General features: G+C 62.1%; 10 protein-coding genes. 9 read left to right on the top strand and 1 reads right to left on the bottom strand.

What is annotated here, in order from left to right; translation table 11 throughout:
- Positions 1-404: 404 nt before the first annotated feature.
- Together QD356_RS08390 and glmS are read left to right on the top strand one after the other, a co-directional pair.
- Positions 405-1,751 carry a UDP-glucose/GDP-mannose dehydrogenase family protein gene (locus QD356_RS08390; protein WP_192837665.1) on the top strand — a complete coding sequence of 449 codons (1,347 nt, stop codon included), beginning with the start codon at positions 405-407 and terminating at the stop codon, positions 1,749-1,751.
- A 207-nt stretch (positions 1,752-1,958) separates the two neighbouring features.
- On the top strand, positions 1,959-3,905 hold the full coding sequence (gene glmS / locus QD356_RS08385) for a glutamine--fructose-6-phosphate transaminase (isomerizing) (RefSeq protein WP_192837666.1): 1,947 nt from the start codon (positions 1,959-1,961) through the stop codon (positions 3,903-3,905).
- A 451-nt stretch (positions 3,906-4,356) separates the two neighbouring features.
- On the opposite strand, the gene QD356_RS08380 is transcribed toward glmS, so the two are convergent.
- Positions 4,357-5,118 carry a sulfite exporter TauE/SafE family protein gene (locus QD356_RS08380; RefSeq protein ID WP_192837667.1) on the bottom strand — a complete coding sequence of 254 codons (762 nt, stop codon included), beginning with the start codon at positions 5,116-5,118 and terminating at the stop codon, positions 4,357-4,359.
- Positions 5,119-5,817: 699 nt separating this feature from the next.
- Between QD356_RS08380 and QD356_RS08375 the strand changes: the two genes are divergently transcribed.
- From QD356_RS08375 to QD356_RS08345, 7 genes are all read left to right on the top strand, one after another.
- A complete protein-coding gene (locus QD356_RS08375) occupies positions 5,818-6,870 on the top strand; it encodes a glycosyltransferase family 2 protein (RefSeq protein WP_192837668.1) in 1,053 nt (350 codons plus the stop codon).
- Complete coding sequence (locus QD356_RS08370; RefSeq protein ID WP_192837669.1) at positions 6,867-8,048, top strand: glycosyltransferase family 4 protein; 1,182 nt, start codon at positions 6,867-6,869, stop codon at positions 8,046-8,048. Before QD356_RS08375 ends, QD356_RS08370 begins: the two co-directional genes overlap by 4 nt.
- Positions 8,049-8,172: 124 nt before the next feature.
- Positions 8,173-9,282, top strand: coding sequence for a glycosyltransferase family 4 protein (locus QD356_RS08365; protein ID WP_225996370.1), 1,110 nt, complete (start codon positions 8,173-8,175; stop codon positions 9,280-9,282).
- A gap of 1,633 nt (positions 9,283-10,915) precedes the next feature.
- Positions 10,916-12,034, top strand: coding sequence for a polysaccharide export protein (locus QD356_RS08360; protein WP_054556249.1), 1,119 nt, complete (start codon positions 10,916-10,918; stop codon positions 12,032-12,034).
- 90 nt (positions 12,035-12,124) lie between these two features.
- A complete protein-coding gene (locus tag QD356_RS08355; protein ID WP_192837671.1) occupies positions 12,125-14,344 on the top strand; it encodes a polysaccharide biosynthesis tyrosine autokinase in 2,220 nt (739 codons plus the stop codon).
- Between the two features lie 55 nt (positions 14,345-14,399).
- Positions 14,400-15,710, top strand: coding sequence for an exopolysaccharide biosynthesis polyprenyl glycosylphosphotransferase (locus QD356_RS08350; protein WP_225996327.1), 1,311 nt, complete (start codon positions 14,400-14,402; stop codon positions 15,708-15,710).
- Positions 15,711-15,888: 178 nt separating this feature from the next.
- Complete coding sequence (locus QD356_RS08345; protein WP_192837672.1) at positions 15,889-17,031, top strand: DegT/DnrJ/EryC1/StrS family aminotransferase; 1,143 nt, start codon at positions 15,889-15,891, stop codon at positions 17,029-17,031.
- Position 17,032: the final 1 nt, after the last annotated feature.

Here is a 17,032-nt window from a genome sequence, read left to right as displayed (position 1 = left end):
GCCCGTCACTGACTCAAGCGGCGCGTCTTTCCCCTGCGAGCTACCTGCAATCACCTGCGAGCCTTCTGGCCCGTGGGTTGGGTAACCTCGCGCCGCTGTCACGAAATATCGCTGTTCAATGGGGGTGGATCCTCTTGCACAGGACATTGTCGGCATTTCATTTTCGGCCAATGAAGGCGGGAAATTCCGCCTGCGAAGACATCTCTTGAGAGAGACCCAAGGGAAACCCGAGGGAGTCATGAGGGAGTCATGAGGGAACAGAACTTTACGGAGAAATGCCCTGGAGTCCGCCTCGATTGCCGCTGAAAAGCCGTCAGATGTGCACGAGATTCTGCCGCCATTGCCTCGTTTCACTTTGAGTATCACGACACGATCTGGCGACAAGGCCAGCAAGGATGACATCAATGAAGATCACGATTTTTGGAAGCGGTTATGTCGGTCTGGTCACGGGTACCTGCCTGGCCGACGTCGGCCACGACGTAGTGTGCATGGATGTGGACGCCGCCAAGATCGAGGGTCTCAAGCAGGGCGAGATTCCCATCTATGAGCCGGGCCTGGAAGGCATGTTGCTGCGCAACGTGGAAGCCGGTCGCCTGAGCTTCACCACCGACGCGCGTGAAGCCGTCGAGCATGGCGTGCTGCAGTTCATCGCCGTGGGCACGCCGCCGGATGAAGACGGCAGCGCCGACCTCAAGTACGTGTTGTCCGTCGCCACCACCATCGGCGAGCACATGAATGACTACAAGGTCATCATCGACAAGTCCACCGTGCCGGTGGGCACGGCGGACCGCGTCAAGGCGCGGGTCAATGACGTGCTCAAGGACCGTGGTGCAAGCGTCGATTTCGATGTCTGCTCCAACCCGGAATTTCTCAAGGAAGGCGCGGCGCTGGACGACTTCACGCGTGGCGCGCGCATCGTGGTCGGCACCGATTCCGAAGCGGTGCGTGAGCGCATGCGCGAATGCTACGCCCCCTACAACCGCAACCATGAAAAGCTGATGTTCATGGATGTGCGCGCCGCCGAGCTGACCAAGTACGCCGCCAACGCCATGCTGGCGACCAAGATCAGCTTCATGAACGAGATCTCCAACCTGGCCGAGCGCCTGGGTGCGGACATTGAGGAAGTGCGTCGCGGCATCGGCAGTGACCCGCGTATCGGTTACCACTTCATCTATCCGGGCTGTGGCTATGGTGGCTCCTGCTTCCCGAAGGACGTCCAGGCGCTGGCACGTACTGCCAGCCAGATCGGCTATGAAGCCGAGCTGCTGACCGCCGTGGAATCCGTCAACAAGCGCCAGAAGGTCACGCTGTTCGACAAGCTGTCACGCGCCTTCGATGGCGACCTCAAGGGCAAGACCATCGCCGTCTGGGGGCTGGCCTTCAAGCCCAACACCGATGACATGCGCGATGCGCCGAGCCGCACGCTGATGGAAGCGCTGTGGGCCGCTGGCGCGACCGTGCAGGCCTATGACCCGGAAGCCATGAAGGAATGCCGCCGCATCTACGGCGAGCGCGATGAGCTGGTGCTGGTCGCGGACCGTCAGCAGGCGGTCAAGGGTGCCGATGCGCTGGTGATCTGCACCGAGTGGAAGGAATTCCGCACCCTGGATGGCGAGTGGCTGAAGTCCCAGCTCGGCTTCCCGGTAGTGGTCGATGGCCGCAACCTGTTCGAGCCTTCTGCCATGAAGTCCGCTGGCCTGATGTACTACGCGGTCGGCCGCGGTGACACCCTGCTGCTGAATCAGGCTTGAGCTTGCGGCTTGGCATCACAGCCCGGGCATCAGTGCTCAAACGTCAGTGCTCAAGCGTCAATGCTCAGCCATCAAGGCTCCAGCAGGCATTGAACGTCACTGAAAGATTCAGCACGCGTACCTGATCTGCGTACGCACTCCCTGAAAGACATCCATTCAGTCGTGCCACGCTCTCCATGAGGGTGGCACGCAGTAGAGGAATTTCTCATGTGTGGCATCGTTGCCGGTCTGGCTCAGCGTGATATCAGCAAGATTCTGATCGAGGGGCTGCATCGCCTCGAATACCGCGGGTATGACTCCGCCGGCGTGGCGGTCATCGACCCTGCCGGAGAACTGCGTCGTGCACGTGCCGTGGGCAAGGTGCGTGCGTTGGAAGACGAGCTGCGCGAGGCGCCGTTGTCCGGCGCCATCGGCGTGGCGCACACCCGCTGGGCGACCCACGGGCGTCCTGCCCAGCACAATGCGCACCCGCACCTCTCCAGTGAGCGGGTCGCCGTGGTGCACAACGGCATCATCGAGAACCACGAAGCGCTGCGTGGCGAGCTGGAAGCTGCCGGTTATGTCTTCACTTCCGAGACCGACACCGAGGTGGTCGCGCACCTGGTCGATCGCGAACTGTGCAGCGGTCTGGCACTGCCGGAAGCCGTCAACGCGGTCACCGCGCGTCTCGATGGCGCCTTCGCGCTGGCGGTCATGGAGCAGCGCAACCCCGAACTGCTGGTCGGCGCCCGTCAGGGCAGCCCGTTGGTGGTCGGCGTGGGGATCGATGAGCACTTCATCGCCTCTGACCCGCTGGCGCTGCTGCCGGTCACCGATCGCTTCATCTATCTCGATGAAGGCGACATGGTCGCCATCACGCCGGCAGGTATCCAGGTGCTGGAACGTACCGGCGACCGCGATGAGCTGACGCCGGTCACGCGTGAAGTGGTGCGTTACGAACACAGCGTCGAAGCCGCCGGCAAGGGCGAGTATCGCCACTTCATGATGAAGGAGATCATGGAGCAGCCGCGCGTGCTGTCGCGCACGTTGGCCGAGCGACTGGACCCGCAGGGCGTGCGTCTGGAGGCCTTCGATGTCTCGCGCCACTCCTTCCTCGCGGCAGACAATGGGGCTGAGAAAGGCAAGCAGGTCGTGGATGTGGCGCGCCTGACGCAGCTGTTCGCCGATGTGCGTCAGGTACAGATCATCGCCTGTGGTACCAGCTATCACGCCGGCATGGTGGCGCGTTATTGGCTGGAAGAGGTCGCGGGCATTCCGGCTCAGGTCGAGGTGGCCTCGGAATTCCGTTATCGCGAGCGGGTCGCGGCGCCGGGGACACTGTTCCTGACTCTGTCCCAGTCCGGCGAGACTGCCGATACGCTGGCGGCGCTGCGTGACATCCAGAAGCTCAACCGTGAAGGCCCTCAGGCCGGTCACTATCTGGCAAGCCTTGCCATCTGCAACGTGGCGGGCAGCTCGCTGGTGCGTGAATCCGACCTGTCACTGCTGACCCATGCCGGGCCGGAAATCGGGGTTGCCTCCACCAAGGCCTTCACCACCCAGCTGGTAGCGCTGATGCTGACAACCCTGGCGCTGCGTCAGGCCAAGGGCGATGGTCAGACGGATGATCTGCTGAGCCGTCAGCTGCTGATGCGCCTCAAGGACCTGCCGCACGTGATCGAGCAATCCCTGGCGCTGGATGGGGAAATCGCGCAGCTGGCGGAGAAGTTCATGCACCGTCACCACACCCTGTTCCTCGGGCGTGGCAGCCAGTATCCCATCGCCATGGAAGGGGCGCTCAAGCTCAAGGAAATCTCCTACATCCACGCCGAAGCCTACGCGGCCGGTGAGCTCAAGCACGGACCGCTGGCGTTGATCGACGAAGACATGCCGGTGGTGGCGGTCGCGCCGATGGATGACCTGATGGAGAAGCTGAAGTCCAACCTGCAGGAAGTTCGCGCCCGCGGCGGTCAGCTGTTCGTGTTCGCCGACCCGGAAGTCAGCCTCAAGGCCGGTGAGGGCGTTTACGTCGTCACCGTGCCGGGCGTGTGCCGCTTCCTCGCACCGATCGTCTACGCGGTGCCGCTGCAGCTGCTCTCCTATCACGTCGCCGTGCTCAAGGGCACCGACGTCGATCAGCCGCGCAATCTGGCCAAGAGTGTCACGGTGGAGTGATCGACTGCGCTTGAGGCCATGAAGCAAACGAAAGGGACTGCCCATGGGCAGTCCCTTTTTTGTTGCAGGCTATATGGAGGGCTTTATCGCGAGCTTTCTCGAGGGCTTGGCCTCGGGAAATCCCGTCAGCGCTTCACATGAGCCAGCAGACGCTGCCAGCAGCGAATCATCAGCGACTGGCGATGCATGTCAGCGTCTGGCTCGGGCGCGTCATCAGAGTCTTCATCAGTCTCTTCAACAAGGGTTGGGCCGGAATGACGAATGCAGAAGCGCTCCCCCGACGGTGCCATCATCCAGCGTGAGCTGCCCGCAGGAAGGCGTCCCGCCTGCACGTCCTCATCGAGCTTTCTGCCCGCTGCCTTGATGGCGTCAATCGTGCTCTTTGAGAGTTCGATGAAGCCTTCATCTCCCGTTGGATCAGCCGCGTCATGGGCTGGTGGGGGCTGAGACATCAGATCAGGCCCTTGATGATCAGATTGACGCTCGAGACCAGCAGAATGGCATAGGCGACCTGACGCAGACGATTGTCACTCAAGGGCGGTGGGAAGCGACGCGCCAGCTCGGTGAAGAGCATCACGACGAGGGCGCCCGACAGACCCACGAGCAGCAGCTGGGGCAGGGTGTCGCCGATACGCCCCGGGGCCGCGATGCTGAGGGCCATGCGCACGATGCCGGTGACGATGAAGACACCGAACAGCGTGCAGCGAATGGCGATCAGGGTCATCGGCTGACGATAGAGCACGACCACCAGAGGCGGGCCATTGGCCGCGAATAGCCCCCCCATCAGGCCTGACAGCACACCGGCGGTATGAAAGTGCCAGCGTGGCGATGTCGTGGCACGCGGGCCCGGTTGAGCCAGCAGGGCGAGACAGGCGATCAGGATGACGATGCCCAGCAACATGCCCAGCAGAGGGGCTCTTTCGCTGCCCAGCCAGACTGCCAGGAAATAGCCCACCGGCAACATTGGCAGACTGGTGACCAGCAGGCGGCGTGCCAGGCGCGGATTGATCTCTCGCCAGTGCCCGCGCATGGCCATCCCGTTGTTGAACAGGCCCAGCAGAGTACACAGCAATGCGGCGCTCTCGATGGGCAGCACATCGAGGGTCGCCAGCAGGCCCATCACGATCAATCCGAAGGCGAAACCGGTCAGGGTCTGGATATAGCTGGCGAGTGCCAGACTCATCATGATGGCGACAAGTTGCCAAGGCTCCATGAAGTCTCCGTGGGCAAGGGGGGATAGAACAGAAAGGGCAGGGCGGCGCTGGCTCCAGCATGCGCGACGCCTGGCGCAGGCAAGCAAGGGCGCTTGAGAGCGGGCGCCCTGCGCGTACGGGGAGGCCGACCAATGTCTGCCATCATAGCCTGCATCGCGCTCTGTCAGTATGGCACTCGCGCAAAGTGCCCACGTTGATGTGCGTCACATAAGGCCGCGGGCATGATGGCTTTGATCGCGTTGGCTCAATTGGCTCAGTGGGCGGGGCGTATTTAAGTAGTCACTGATTCTCAGTATCTGGCATGAGTTGCCGGAGGATTGGCGCATAAACGCTCATGATTTCGGCTTTTGGCGACAGCGCAGCTTGTTTGGGCTGGGGGGGATTATTAGTCTGTGGTCAACGGCGGGGCAGGAAGTGTCGCCATTTGCTGCCACTTTCTGTCACTTTCTGCCACTACCTTTCTCACGAGCGGACATCCCGCCAGTGTCCACTCCTCAGGGTGACGTCGCTCACCTGTCATCTTCAGTCCAGGATCAGCTTCTGGCGGATGAACGGGACTCAAGCACTAAAATATAAGAAATTGCGAATAAAAGTCAGTCGCAAGAACTGACCCACTCTTCAGTGCAGTGTGTGCTCTGCTTCGAGGGCGCTGGTCGGCTGTGCTGGTCAATGACAGTGAACAATAAAGAAGGCAGGGCATGGAACGCTATACAGGGAAGTCGCCTTACTTTTCCATCGTGACGCCAAATCACAATTCAGGGGATGGTCTTGCGCGCTGTATCAACAGCTTGCGTGACAACCAGGCATCCTATGAACACATCATCATTGATGATTGCTCGACGGATGATGGGTTCCTGTGGGCTGAGCGACAGGCGCAGCAGCAAATGGAGCAGCAATCCTCAATGTCCACGCCGCCCGGCGAGACGCCTGACATCCCCGGGCGGCTGGTTCTGCGCCGCAACCCTCACAACATGGGGCCGGGTGGCACGCGCAATCATGGTCTGAGCCTGGTCAGCGGCCGCTATGTGCTGTTCTGTGACGCTGATGATCATTTCGCGCCTGGCGCGCTGGATATTCTGCAGGCCCGCATCGAGGCGTTCGACTCGCCCGAGGCGGTGGTCTTCCGCTACTGCCTGCAGGGCCCCAAGGGCGATCACGACAGCCTGGCATTCTGCCAGCAGGCCGAGGAGCGTCCGCTGGCCCGGGCCTTTCGTGACTTCATGCATGACATCATCGTGTCGTCTCCCTGGGGCAAGGCGATCCGCGCCGATCTGGCCTGCTCGCTGAGCTTCCCTGATCTGCCCGTGTCGCAGGATGGCCTCTATAACCTGGATCTGTTCGGACGCGCAGAGCGCGTGCTGTATCTGCCCGAGGTGCTGTATTACTTCGACAAGCGCAGTGACGGCTCTCTGACGCGCAAGCCGTTCAGCAACCAGGAACTGGACAAGTTCCACCGCAGCTGGCGGGTCTTCGCGGAGCATTATCGCGAGCATTTCTCCGCGACGCACGGCATGGCCCTGCTGGAAATCCGCGGCCTGCGGTTCGTCGGCGTCAGCTTCATCATGCGCCAGGCGATCAACAAGACGGCGGATGATTCGCGGGTGCGCAAGGTCGTGCTCGATCAGGTGCGACAAGCGTCCTGGTCATCTCTGCGCCAGCTCTCGCTGAAGGAGCAGGCGCTGTTGATGAGCTATGCAGTGAGCCCGGCATTGTCCCGGCAACTTGTCCGCCGGAGCCAATACGCCTCATGAGTACTCATAAACATATCCTGTTCTATACAGGTGCCCAGTCACGCACCGGCGGCACCGAACGTGCCAGCGCCGATACCGCCAACATGCTGGCCGCCAGTGGCGATTATCAGGTCGAGATACTCAGCGAATATGGCCCGGCGGAGAGTCCCTATCCGCTGCATGACGATATCGTGCACGAATCACTCTATCCCGAGCGCTCGCATCTGGGCGCCGTGCGTGGCCTGTGGTTGTTCCTGCGTCTGCTGTGGGTGGTACTGCGCAAGCGCCCGGACGTGGTGGTGGTGGTCGAGAGCATCGGCTTCCTGCCCTTCCTGCTGCCGACGCTGCTCTGTCGCCGCACGCGCTATCTGTGCTGGGAGCACTTCAATGCCACCTCGGATCTCGGCATTGCTCGCCGTGATACGGCGCGGCGTCTGGCGGCGCATCGCGCCGACCGCATCGTGGTGCTGTCGCATGAAGACCGCCACTACTGGGAGCGTCTGCATCCAGCCGCGCGCGAGCGACTCAGCGTGGTCCCCAACCTCAATCCGCTGGAGCATGTCGTTGCCGAGCGTCAGGCGCATCAGAGCCGTGAGAGCAGTGCTGAGCAGGTGGCGGACTTGCGAGACGCCAGGTCGCCCAGGGTGGCGGTGGCCGTCGGCCGCCTCGAGCCGCAGAAGGGCTTCGATCTGCTGCTTGAGGCCTGGGCGGCGTTGCCTGAGGCGACCCGTGATGGCTGGGTCTTGCGCATCGTCGGCGAGGGTGCAGAGCGTGGCGCCCTGATGGCGCAGGCCGAGCGCCTGAAGATCACCCATCAGCTGCAGATGCCGGGCCAATGCCGGGACATTCGGCGCGAATACGCCGCGGCGGACCTGTTCGTGCTCTCGTCGCGCTTCGAGGGCTTTGGTCTGGTGCTGGTCGAGGCGCTGAGCTGTGGCGTGCCCTGTGTCAGCTTCGCGTGCCCGGCCGGGCCGGGCGAGATCATCAAGCATGGCGTCAATGGCTATCTGGTCGCGCAGGGCGATGTGGAAGCCATGACCCGTCAGCTTGATGAGGTGCTGGGGGATGAGGCGGTGCTCGACAGGTTGCGCGCCAATGTGGATTACGGTCTGGACCGCTTCTCGCGCAATACCGTCGAGGCCAGCTGGCGCACGATGCTTGAGGGACTGGAAGCCCCGGCGCTGTTGAAGGTGATCTGATCGGCATGGCGACCGCCTGGATGACGGTGGTAAGCAAGGCAAGACAGTTAGTGGACAGACAAGTGAGGGCAGCCGCCCTCACTTTTTTCATGAACGACAGCAGGAGGCTATCGCCGTGAGAATCATGCATGTCATCTCGACTCCCGCCTCTGGCGGCGCCGAGGTCTACGTCAAGGACCTGAGTCTGGCGATGGTGGCCGCTGGCCACAGTGTGCATATCACCTTTCTGGAAACCGCCGCGGAATGTGGCCGTGACCTCGAATACGAGCATCGCTTTCTGAGCCAGCTGAGTGCCGGCAATGTCAGCTACTCGTTTCTGGGCATCGAGACACGCCGCCGCCCGTGGCGAGGCGTGACGAGGCTGCGCAGGGAAGTGACGCGCTTCGCGCCGGATGTGGTGCACTGCCACCTGTATTACGCACTGATGTTCGCCTTTGGATTGCCGCGTCAGTTGCCGGTGATGATGACGGTGCACAGCATCGAGCTGGGCGCGCCGGCCTGGATGTTCCGGCTGTTTGATCGTCGCGTGACGGCCTACGTCGGTATCTGTCGCGCCTGCACCGACAAGCTGGCGCCGATTGCGGCGCGTCCGGTGGTACAGATCGACAACGCCGTCTCCGGCGCGCGTCTCAAGGCCAGTGGCTGGCGGGAGGCGAATCAGCAGGCCCCGGTACAGTTGGCGGCGATCGGTCGTCTGACCGATGCCAAGCAATACCCCCTGATGCTGGAAAGCTGCGCCAGACTCAAGGCGCAGGGCCTGGCGTTCACGCTCAGGATCGCCGGCGAGGGGCCGCACAAGGCACAGCTGATGGCGCAGATCGAGGCGCTCGGGCTCCATGATGAGGTCAGCTTGCTGGGCAATATCTCGGATGTGGCGGGGCTGCTGGCCAGCGCCGATGCCTTCATCATGTCATCCGCCTGGGAAGGGCTGCCGATCTCGCTGCTGGAGGCGACGCTCAGTGGCCTGCCGGTGCTGGTCACCGATGTCGGTGGCTGTGCCGAGGTGGTGCATCGGGTCGGCAACGGCCTGGTGGTTGATCAGCACACGCCTGAGCGCTACGCCGAGGCGTTGGGGCGACTGGTGGGGGATGCTGAATTGCGGCGTGCCTTCGCCCGCAACGCGCGTCGTTACGGGGCCAGTTACCACATCGATACCGCCCTGAGCGGGCATCTGGCGCTGTATGGCAGCCACCAACCGGCGCAGGACATCTCGGGGCTGGAGGTGACGCCCTGAGTGTCCGCAGCGGACACCGAAGTGACGGAAAGGCATGTTCAGGAAAGGCATGTTCAGGAAAGGCGGCCACGTCGCGTCGCTCATGATCGCCATTGGAAAGGCCAGGAGGTGTCGCTGACACTCCCTGGCCTTTTCGTCCTTGGGGCGTGTCCAGGCGTGATAGAGGCATCTGCGCGGTATCTGCTAAACGTTTGCGGGGCGTATCCAGGGGTCTGCGGAGCGTATGTGGGGCCTGTGCAAAGTGCGATTGGGATTTCTCATTCTGCAAAGATGAGTCAGATGATGAGTTGCTGCTAAATTAAAGTAGTTTGATTTCGCAATTCGCATTAGATGCGCTAAGGGTAATCTGTCGTCTGTCAGGTACCTGACTGCCAATGATGAGGATTAGGGGAAGCAGCTTAAAGTTACCACCGCCAGTACAATCGTCTCGACGACCCGACAAGTCCTTGCTGTTGAAGTCAATTGATTTATTATCAGCCTTGTTGAAGAGGGGACAGTAATGTCGCTTATTGGCGAATCAGACGTCGCCGGTAAAGCGCCAGGTTCTCTTCGCTGCGTCGTGCGTCATGTCACGGCCTATCGAGGTCGTCGGGCATGGCCGAGGCATGCAGACAGCATGCGCAGGAGTCGAGCGACACAAGCGCGATACAAGCACGAGACAAGAGCAGGCCGGGCCTCGCAGATGGGCAGTCAGGCGGGTAGAGGTACCGCTCCAGCGTGCGACACCGGGTACGGCGAAATGCTTCATGAGAAGGCATCAAGTCCCGGGGTCGAGTCTGGGGTCGGGGCCATTGCCGCCGGGAGGTCAGTCAGACCCGAGCTTGCCACAGACGTACAGGATAGTGCGTCAGCTCAGGCAGAGAATGTCAGTAACATATTGTATTAAATGGATTTGATATATTGGACGTGATTGACGAAGCCGTCGGTGCCTTACGCGCCAGCGGCGTGTCCCTTGCCTTGCGGGGCATTGGGCGGTCGCCTCATTCGAGGTCGCGCTACCTGCCAGGTCGGGCAGATGGCGCAGGCGCATCCGGGCGATAGAGCGTTGCACCTCAATCATCGCACCTCTCCATGGAATGCATGCGGGCATGAATTCTCATCCCGTTCTGACGCTGCCGTGCCAGCTGACTCGCCAACGAGATCGTCAGGTCTCGCCTGCTTGAAGGGGCTGCACAAAGCTTCCGTCGACAGTGGCCCTGACAGGTTCAAGCAACGAGTCGCTTGAACAGAAATGTCAATAAAAGTGCAAGAAAGAAGTAATCAGTAATGTTGGCGCGATCAATCTTATAAGTATCGGTTAATCAAATGAGTCATGTTGTCTTGATCGATGAGAAAGTCGATCAATGCAATATGTTTCATGTGTTAGATGCCTGGTAGTGAATTACTAAAATACTAATAAACGTTCCATTTCGGAGTTCGGTCATGGGCATGTGTCATGGACACATGTCTGACGTGTGTCCGGGGATATCGCAGGGGTATCGAAGGGCAGGCGTGACCACTCCATGACAGATGACATGTACGCCAATAGGGCGCCGCTATCGGCAGCAGGGGAGAACGCCAGTTCCTCGGGGCGGTAGCGTGCCGAAACAGCGCCTGGCGGTATCGGTCAGGATCACAGGGGAAGAGACAGGATATGGATATACCGGTCAGAACGACGCTCCGGGCGTTCTCATTTGCCGCCGTGGTATTGGCGATGAGCGGGTGTGCCTTCGCGCCCGGTGGGCACATGGATTATGAAGCCGAGGTCGCGCCGCTGACCGACCAGGTGGAAGTCACGCCGATCACCCCCGGGCTGATCTCCAACTATCGCGCACGCCCCGCCCAGACCGCTCCCGCGCCACCTGAGCTGGTCGATGACATCAAGCAGTACGTCTACCGCGTGGGCGGCGGCGACATCCTGGCCATCAATCTGAGCACGCCGCTGGACCTGGCTCAGGAAAGCGGTGTGCAGCGTCAGACGGTCGAGGCGCTGACCTACATCGTCCAGCCGGATGGCACGCTGTTCTACCCCTATGTCGGGCGCATCAACATTCGTGACATGACGGTGGATGAGGTGCGCGCCGCGCTGGTCGCGGGGCTGTCCCGTTACATCACCGAGCCGCAGGTCAATGTCTCGGTGGCGCAATTCCGCTCCAAACGCGTCTATCTGAGTGGCGCCGTGACCGAGCCAGGCTTCGTGCCGGTCACGGATGTTCCGCTGACCCTGATCGATGCCATCAGTGCCAGCGGCGGGGTCACGGCACTGGCCAATACCCACAACATCACGCTGACGCGCGACGGCCAGCAGGAGCACCTGAGTCTCTATCAGCTGCTGCAGCAGGGCGACATGCGTCAGAACCGTCTGCTCAAGGATGGCGACGTGATCAATGTGCCGGTGGCGGAAGACCAGAATGTCTTCGTGCTCGGTCAGGTACTCAAGCCCGGCAACATGCCGGTGGGCAATGAACGTCTGAGCCTCACCGATGCGCTGTCGCGAGCCGGCGGGGTCGATGAGGACCGCGCCAATCCGTCAGGCGTCTTCGTGGTGCGTGAAAATTCGCCGGAGTCCGACAAGCTGGCCACGGTCTTCATTCTCGATATCTCGGATGCGACCTCGCTGATGCTGGGCGCGCGCTTCCCGCTGCAACCGCGTGATGTGGTCTACGTGACCGCCGCACCGGTCAGCCGCTGGAACCGTGTGCTGAGCCAGCTGCTGCCGTCCGTGACCAGTACCGGGGCCTTCGTCTCGGTCATCGATGACATCGAGGATTGAGGTCATGTCCCACTCCCGCATGGCAGGTCGCGTCGCGACCTGCCGTATCACCTGCCTGCCGGGCCTGAATCGTATACTCAAGGCGGCGTCATGAATCAGTACACCTCTCCCATGCCATCCTCTTCTGCACAGCCTGGCAAGGACACCACGCGCCGACTCGATTTCAGCACCATTCTCGCCTTGCTCTGGCATCGACGCTGGTGGCTGATCGGCAGCACGCTGCTGTTCACCCTCCTGGGCATCTATCTCGTCGGTAGCCAGCAGCGCATCTACCTGGCCGATTCCCTGATCCAGATCGAGGACAAGGGCGGCAGCGCCAGCCTGCTGGGGCCGCTGGCCGGTCAGGCGACCGGCAGCGATGAGAGCAGCACCAGCGATGAGCTGGAAATTCTCGCCTCACGACTGGTACTGGGCCAGGCCGTGGATCGCGAGCGCCTCAATATCGTGGTCTCTCCGGTGCGTTACCCGGTCATCGGTGACTGGCTCTCCAACCGCCATCTGCGCCTGCCGGCAAGCCTGGGCGGGCAGGACTACGCCTGGGGCGATGACACCCTCAAGGTCACCACGCTTGAGCTCGGCGGTCCGTGGCAACAGCAGACGCTGACCCTCGAGGCCCTGGGCGATGAGCGCTACCGCCTGCTGGATGCCGAGGGTCAGGCGATCGTCGATGGCAAGGTAGGTGAGAACGCGCTGGCGGAGGGCATCAAGGTCTTCGTGCGCGAGTTGTCAGCCGCGCCGGGGGCACGCTTCACGCTGACCAGCATCTCGGACCTGAGCGCCATCAATTCGCTCAAGTCGCGCTTCACCGCCGTGCGCAATGGCACCGACACCGGGGTGGTCACGCTGAGTCTGTCCGGCAGTGACCAGACCGCCATCGTCAACACCCTGGACACCATCACCAATGTCTTCCTGCAGCAGAACATCGAGCGGGAATCCGCCGAGGCGGACAATCAGCTCGGCTTTCTGGGCGACCAGATCCCGACGCTGCGTGGCCAGCTCGATGAGGCCGAATCGGCACTCAACGACTATCGCCGCCGTCGCGACTCGGTTGATCTGACCGCCGAGAGTCAGCAGGTGATGGAGAATCTCGTCGGGCTGGACAATCAGCTGACCGAGATCAAGCTGCGCCTGGCCGAGCTGTCCCGAGCCTACACCAGCGAGCACCCGGCCTATCGGGCGCTGGTGGCACGCCGTGATTCGCTCAATCAGGAGAAGGCGCGCGTGCAGAAGCAGGCCGAGCAACTGCCGGCCGCCCAGCGCGAAGCGCTCAACCTGAACCGCAATGTCACCGTCAGCCAGGAAATCTATGTCGCGCTGCTCAACAAGCGCGAGGAAGTGCGCCTCAAGAAGGCCGGCACCGTCGGCAATGTGCGCATCCTGGACCCCGCGGTGCTGCAGCCAGTGCCCATCTCGCCGAAAACGTCCCTGATGCTGGCCGTGTTCTGCATGATCGGCCTGATGCTGGGCACGCTGGCCGCGCTGCTGCGTCATGCGATGCGCAAGGGCATCGCCACCGCCGAGCAGATCGAGGCGCTGGACCTGCCCGTCTACGCCACGGTGCCGCTGTCGCCGCAGCAGCACAACATGATGCGCCGCGTGCGCCTCAAGGGCGAGAAGGGCGGCCGCGAGATCTATCAAGGGGTGCTGGCCACCTCCCAGCCGTCGGACATCAGTATCGAGGCCCTGCGCAGCCTGCGTACCAGCCTGCACTTCGCCCTGCTCGACAACCGCCGCAAGTCGGTGATGTTCACCGGGCCGAGCCCGGGCATCGGCAAGAGCTTCGTCAGCCTCAATCTGGCGGCGGTGAGCGCCGAGGCCGGTCAGCGCGTGCTGCTGATCGATGCCGACATGCGCCGCGGCCACCTGCATCACGCCTTCCAGCGTACCTCCGAGCAGGGCGGTCTGTCGGATGTTCTCAGCGGTGCCAGTCCGCTGGACAGCGTGCTGTATCACTCGCGCATCGACAATCTTGATTTCCTGGGCCGTGGCGTCGCGCCGCCCAACCCGTCGGAGCTGTTGATGCAGCCCAATTTCGCCGAGCTGCTGGAGCAACTCGGTGAGCGTTACGACCTGATCATCATCGACACGCCGCCGGTACTGGCCGTGACCGAAGCGCTGATCATCGGTCGTCACGTCGGCGCCAGTCTGATGGTGGCGCGCTTTGGCATGAACCAGGTGCGCGAACTCGAGCATGCACGCAAGAAGCTCGAGAACAATGGCATTCACGTCAAGGGCGCCATCCTGAATGCCATCGAACCGCAAGCTGGCGACAAGCATGGCTACGGTTATTACAACTACAGCTACGCCTGACATCGTCTCGCTTGGCAGCTCTCATGACGCTTGAATCACGGAGGAGGTAAGCACGATGAGCGGTATACCCTTGTCGATGGAGCACCAGCGGCGTTACTCGCATCACTACGAGCGCTTGCTGGCCAGCAAGCGATTGCAGCTGATCTTCGGGATGCTGGTGGTGGTCATCGCGCCGGCACTGTACCAGGCAGGGTTGAACCAGCTGATGCAGGGGGACACCCACTGGTGGCTGACCAGCGATGATCAGTGGCATGCCCTGTTGGGCACCGGCGTGGCGTACACCCTGTCGGTGACGGCGGTCAATCGCCTGTCCCGACTGCCGGGCACGCGCTCCTACCTCTATGTCGTGCCGGCGATCGTCATTTCCTATCTGACCTTGATGATGGTGCTGGGCGTGCTGGGGCTTGAGTATTCGCGTCACCAGGTCGGCCTCTCCTTCCTGCTCGCGGTGAGCCTGTGCACGGCCTACTACTACATCGATACCCGACTGCGCCGGATGCGCTTCGCGGTGGTGCCCTACGGCAAGGCGCCGAGTCTGTGCACCCGCCCGGGCGTCGAGTGGCTGTCGTTGCGCGGGCCTGATCTGGTCGGCCTGCCGCGTATCGATGGCGTGGTGGCGGACCTGCGCGGTGAGCTGCCCAGCGAGTGGGAGAGCTTCCTGGCCGACTGCACCATCCACCGTATTCCGGTCTATCACGCGACCCATGCCCACGAGATGATCACCGGTCGCGTGCTGCTGGATCACCTCTACGCCAACGAGTTCGGCTCGCTGACGCCGCGGGAGGACTATGAGGTCATCAAGCGCTGGATGGACTTCACCGTCGCCGCGCTCATGCTCCCGCTGCTGGCGCCGGTCATGTTGCTGACGGCGCTGGCGATCCGCCTCGACAGTCCCGGGCCGGTGATCTTCCGCCAGCCGCGCATGGGCTTTCACTGCCGCCCCTTCACCGTCTACAAGTTCCGCAGCATGTATGACGGCATGAAGGGCGCGGGCTTCACCCAGGAAGGCAGTGATCCGCGCATCACGCGAGTCGGGCGCTTCATCCGCAAGTGCCGTCTCGATGAGCTGCCCCAGCTGTTCAACGTGCTCAAGGGCGACATGAGCCTGATCGGCCCGCGCCCCGAGTCGATGAATCTGGCCGACTGGTATCGCAAGGATGTGCCGTTCTTCCACTACCGCCATGTCGTGCGCCCGGGCATCACCGGCTGGGCGCAGGTCGAGCAGGGTTACGCCGCTGAAGTGGAAGGCATGATTCGCAAGCTGGAATACGACTTCTTCTACATCAAGCACTTTTCCTTCTGGCTCGATCTGCTGGTGGTGATTCGCACCATCAAGATCGTGATCAGCGGCAACGGCTCGCGCTGAGCGGGCCTGCACTCTCTGTAGACGTCTGTAGACGAGTGTCTCCGCAGGCGAGTGTGCGGCACTTCTCTGAAACGTGTAGCGAGTCGCTGCCAGAGGAACCCGGCAGCGAACGCGCTGCACCGGCACTCGTCTGCTGTCAGAGCCAACCTTCATCTGATGTACGAAAGGAGTCGATATCATGATTACGGTGACGCGTCCCTACTTCCCGGAGCGGGAGAATTTCGACCGCTATGTGGATTCCATCTTCGAGGGGCGCTGGTTGACCAACCACGGCCCGCTCGAGCAGGAGCTCACTCGGCGTCTGGAAACCTACCTGGGCGTCGAGAACCTGCTGCTGGTCAGCAATGGCACCCTGGCGCTGCAGATCGCCTATCGCGCGCTGGGCATCGCCCAGATGCCGGGCCAGTACGAATCGGCGGAGGTCATCACCACGCCCTTCACCTTCATCGCCACCGCCAGCAGCCTGAAGTGGGAGGGCATGCAGCCGGTCTTCACGGATATTGACCCCGACACCCTGTGTCTGGACCCGGCGCACATCGAGTCGGCCATCACGCCACGCACCCGTGCCATCGTGCCGGTGCACGTGTTCGGCAATGCCTGTGATGTCGAGGCCATCGATGCGCTGGGCGAGGCGCATGATCTGAAGGTCATCTATGACGGTGCCCACGCCTTCGGCGTGACCTATCGCGGCAACAGCCTGCTGTCACATGGCGATGCCAGCACCCTGAGCTTCCACGCCACCAAGCTGTTCCACAGCATCGAAGGCGGCGCGATCATCTTCAAGCGCAAGGAAGACCTGGAACGCGCCCGCAAGTTGATCAACTTCGGCATCACCGGCCCGGAGTGCATCGAGGAACTGGGCATCAACGCCAAGATGAATGAGTTCCAGGCGGCGATGGGGCTGTGCGTGCTGGATGAGATCGAAGGCAATCTGGAGAGCCGGGCGCTGGTCTGGCATGCCTATGCTCAGGCGCTGCGCGGCAATGTCCAGCTGCAGACTCGCCAGACCGGCGCCAGCCTGAATTACGCCTACTTCCCGATCATTCTCGAAAGCGAAAGCATGCTGCTCGAGGTGATGCAGCGTCTGCAGCAGGAAGGCTATCTGGCACGACGTTACTTCTGCCCGTCGCTGGAATCGCTGTCCTTCCTCGGCCGGCCCGCCGCCGAATTGCAGGACGAGGATGTCATCACCCCGCAGATCGTGCATTCCACCGATATCGCCAGTCGTATCCTGTGTCTGCCGCTCTACTCGGGGCTTGAGGTCAGCGAGATCCTCGGGGCGGTGCGCATCATCGTCAATCGCCACGTCAAGGCCGCCTGAT

This window comes from Cobetia sp. 2AS, assembly GCF_029846355.1.
GTDB classification, from domain to species: Bacteria; Pseudomonadota; Gammaproteobacteria; order Pseudomonadales; family Halomonadaceae; genus Cobetia; species Cobetia amphilecti.
This window is presented reverse-complemented; position numbering and strand designations above follow the sequence as displayed.

Bases quoted from the DNA above. Each gene is read 5' to 3' on its own strand.
- QD356_RS08380 (WP_192837667.1), bottom strand. From the start codon at position 5,118: ATGGAGCCTTGGCAACTTGTCGCCATCATGATGAGTCTGGCACTCGCC.
- QD356_RS08390 (WP_192837665.1), top strand. From the start codon at position 405: ATGAAGATCACGATTTTTGGAAGCGGTTATGTCGGTCTGGTCACGGGT.
- QD356_RS08360 (WP_054556249.1), top strand. From the start codon at position 10,916: ATGGATATACCGGTCAGAACGACGCTCCGGGCGTTCTCATTTGCCGCC.
- glmS (WP_192837666.1), top strand. From the start codon at position 1,959: ATGTGTGGCATCGTTGCCGGTCTGGCTCAGCGTGATATCAGCAAGATT.
- QD356_RS08355 (WP_192837671.1), top strand. From the start codon at position 12,125: ATGAATCAGTACACCTCTCCCATGCCATCCTCTTCTGCACAGCCTGGC.
- QD356_RS08345 (WP_192837672.1), top strand. From the start codon at position 15,889: ATGATTACGGTGACGCGTCCCTACTTCCCGGAGCGGGAGAATTTCGAC.
- QD356_RS08350 (WP_225996327.1), top strand. From the start codon at position 14,400: ATGAGCGGTATACCCTTGTCGATGGAGCACCAGCGGCGTTACTCGCAT.
- QD356_RS08365 (WP_225996370.1), top strand. From the start codon at position 8,173: ATGCATGTCATCTCGACTCCCGCCTCTGGCGGCGCCGAGGTCTACGTC.
- QD356_RS08370 (WP_192837669.1), top strand. From the start codon at position 6,867: ATGAGTACTCATAAACATATCCTGTTCTATACAGGTGCCCAGTCACGC.
- QD356_RS08375 (WP_192837668.1), top strand. From the start codon at position 5,818: ATGGAACGCTATACAGGGAAGTCGCCTTACTTTTCCATCGTGACGCCA.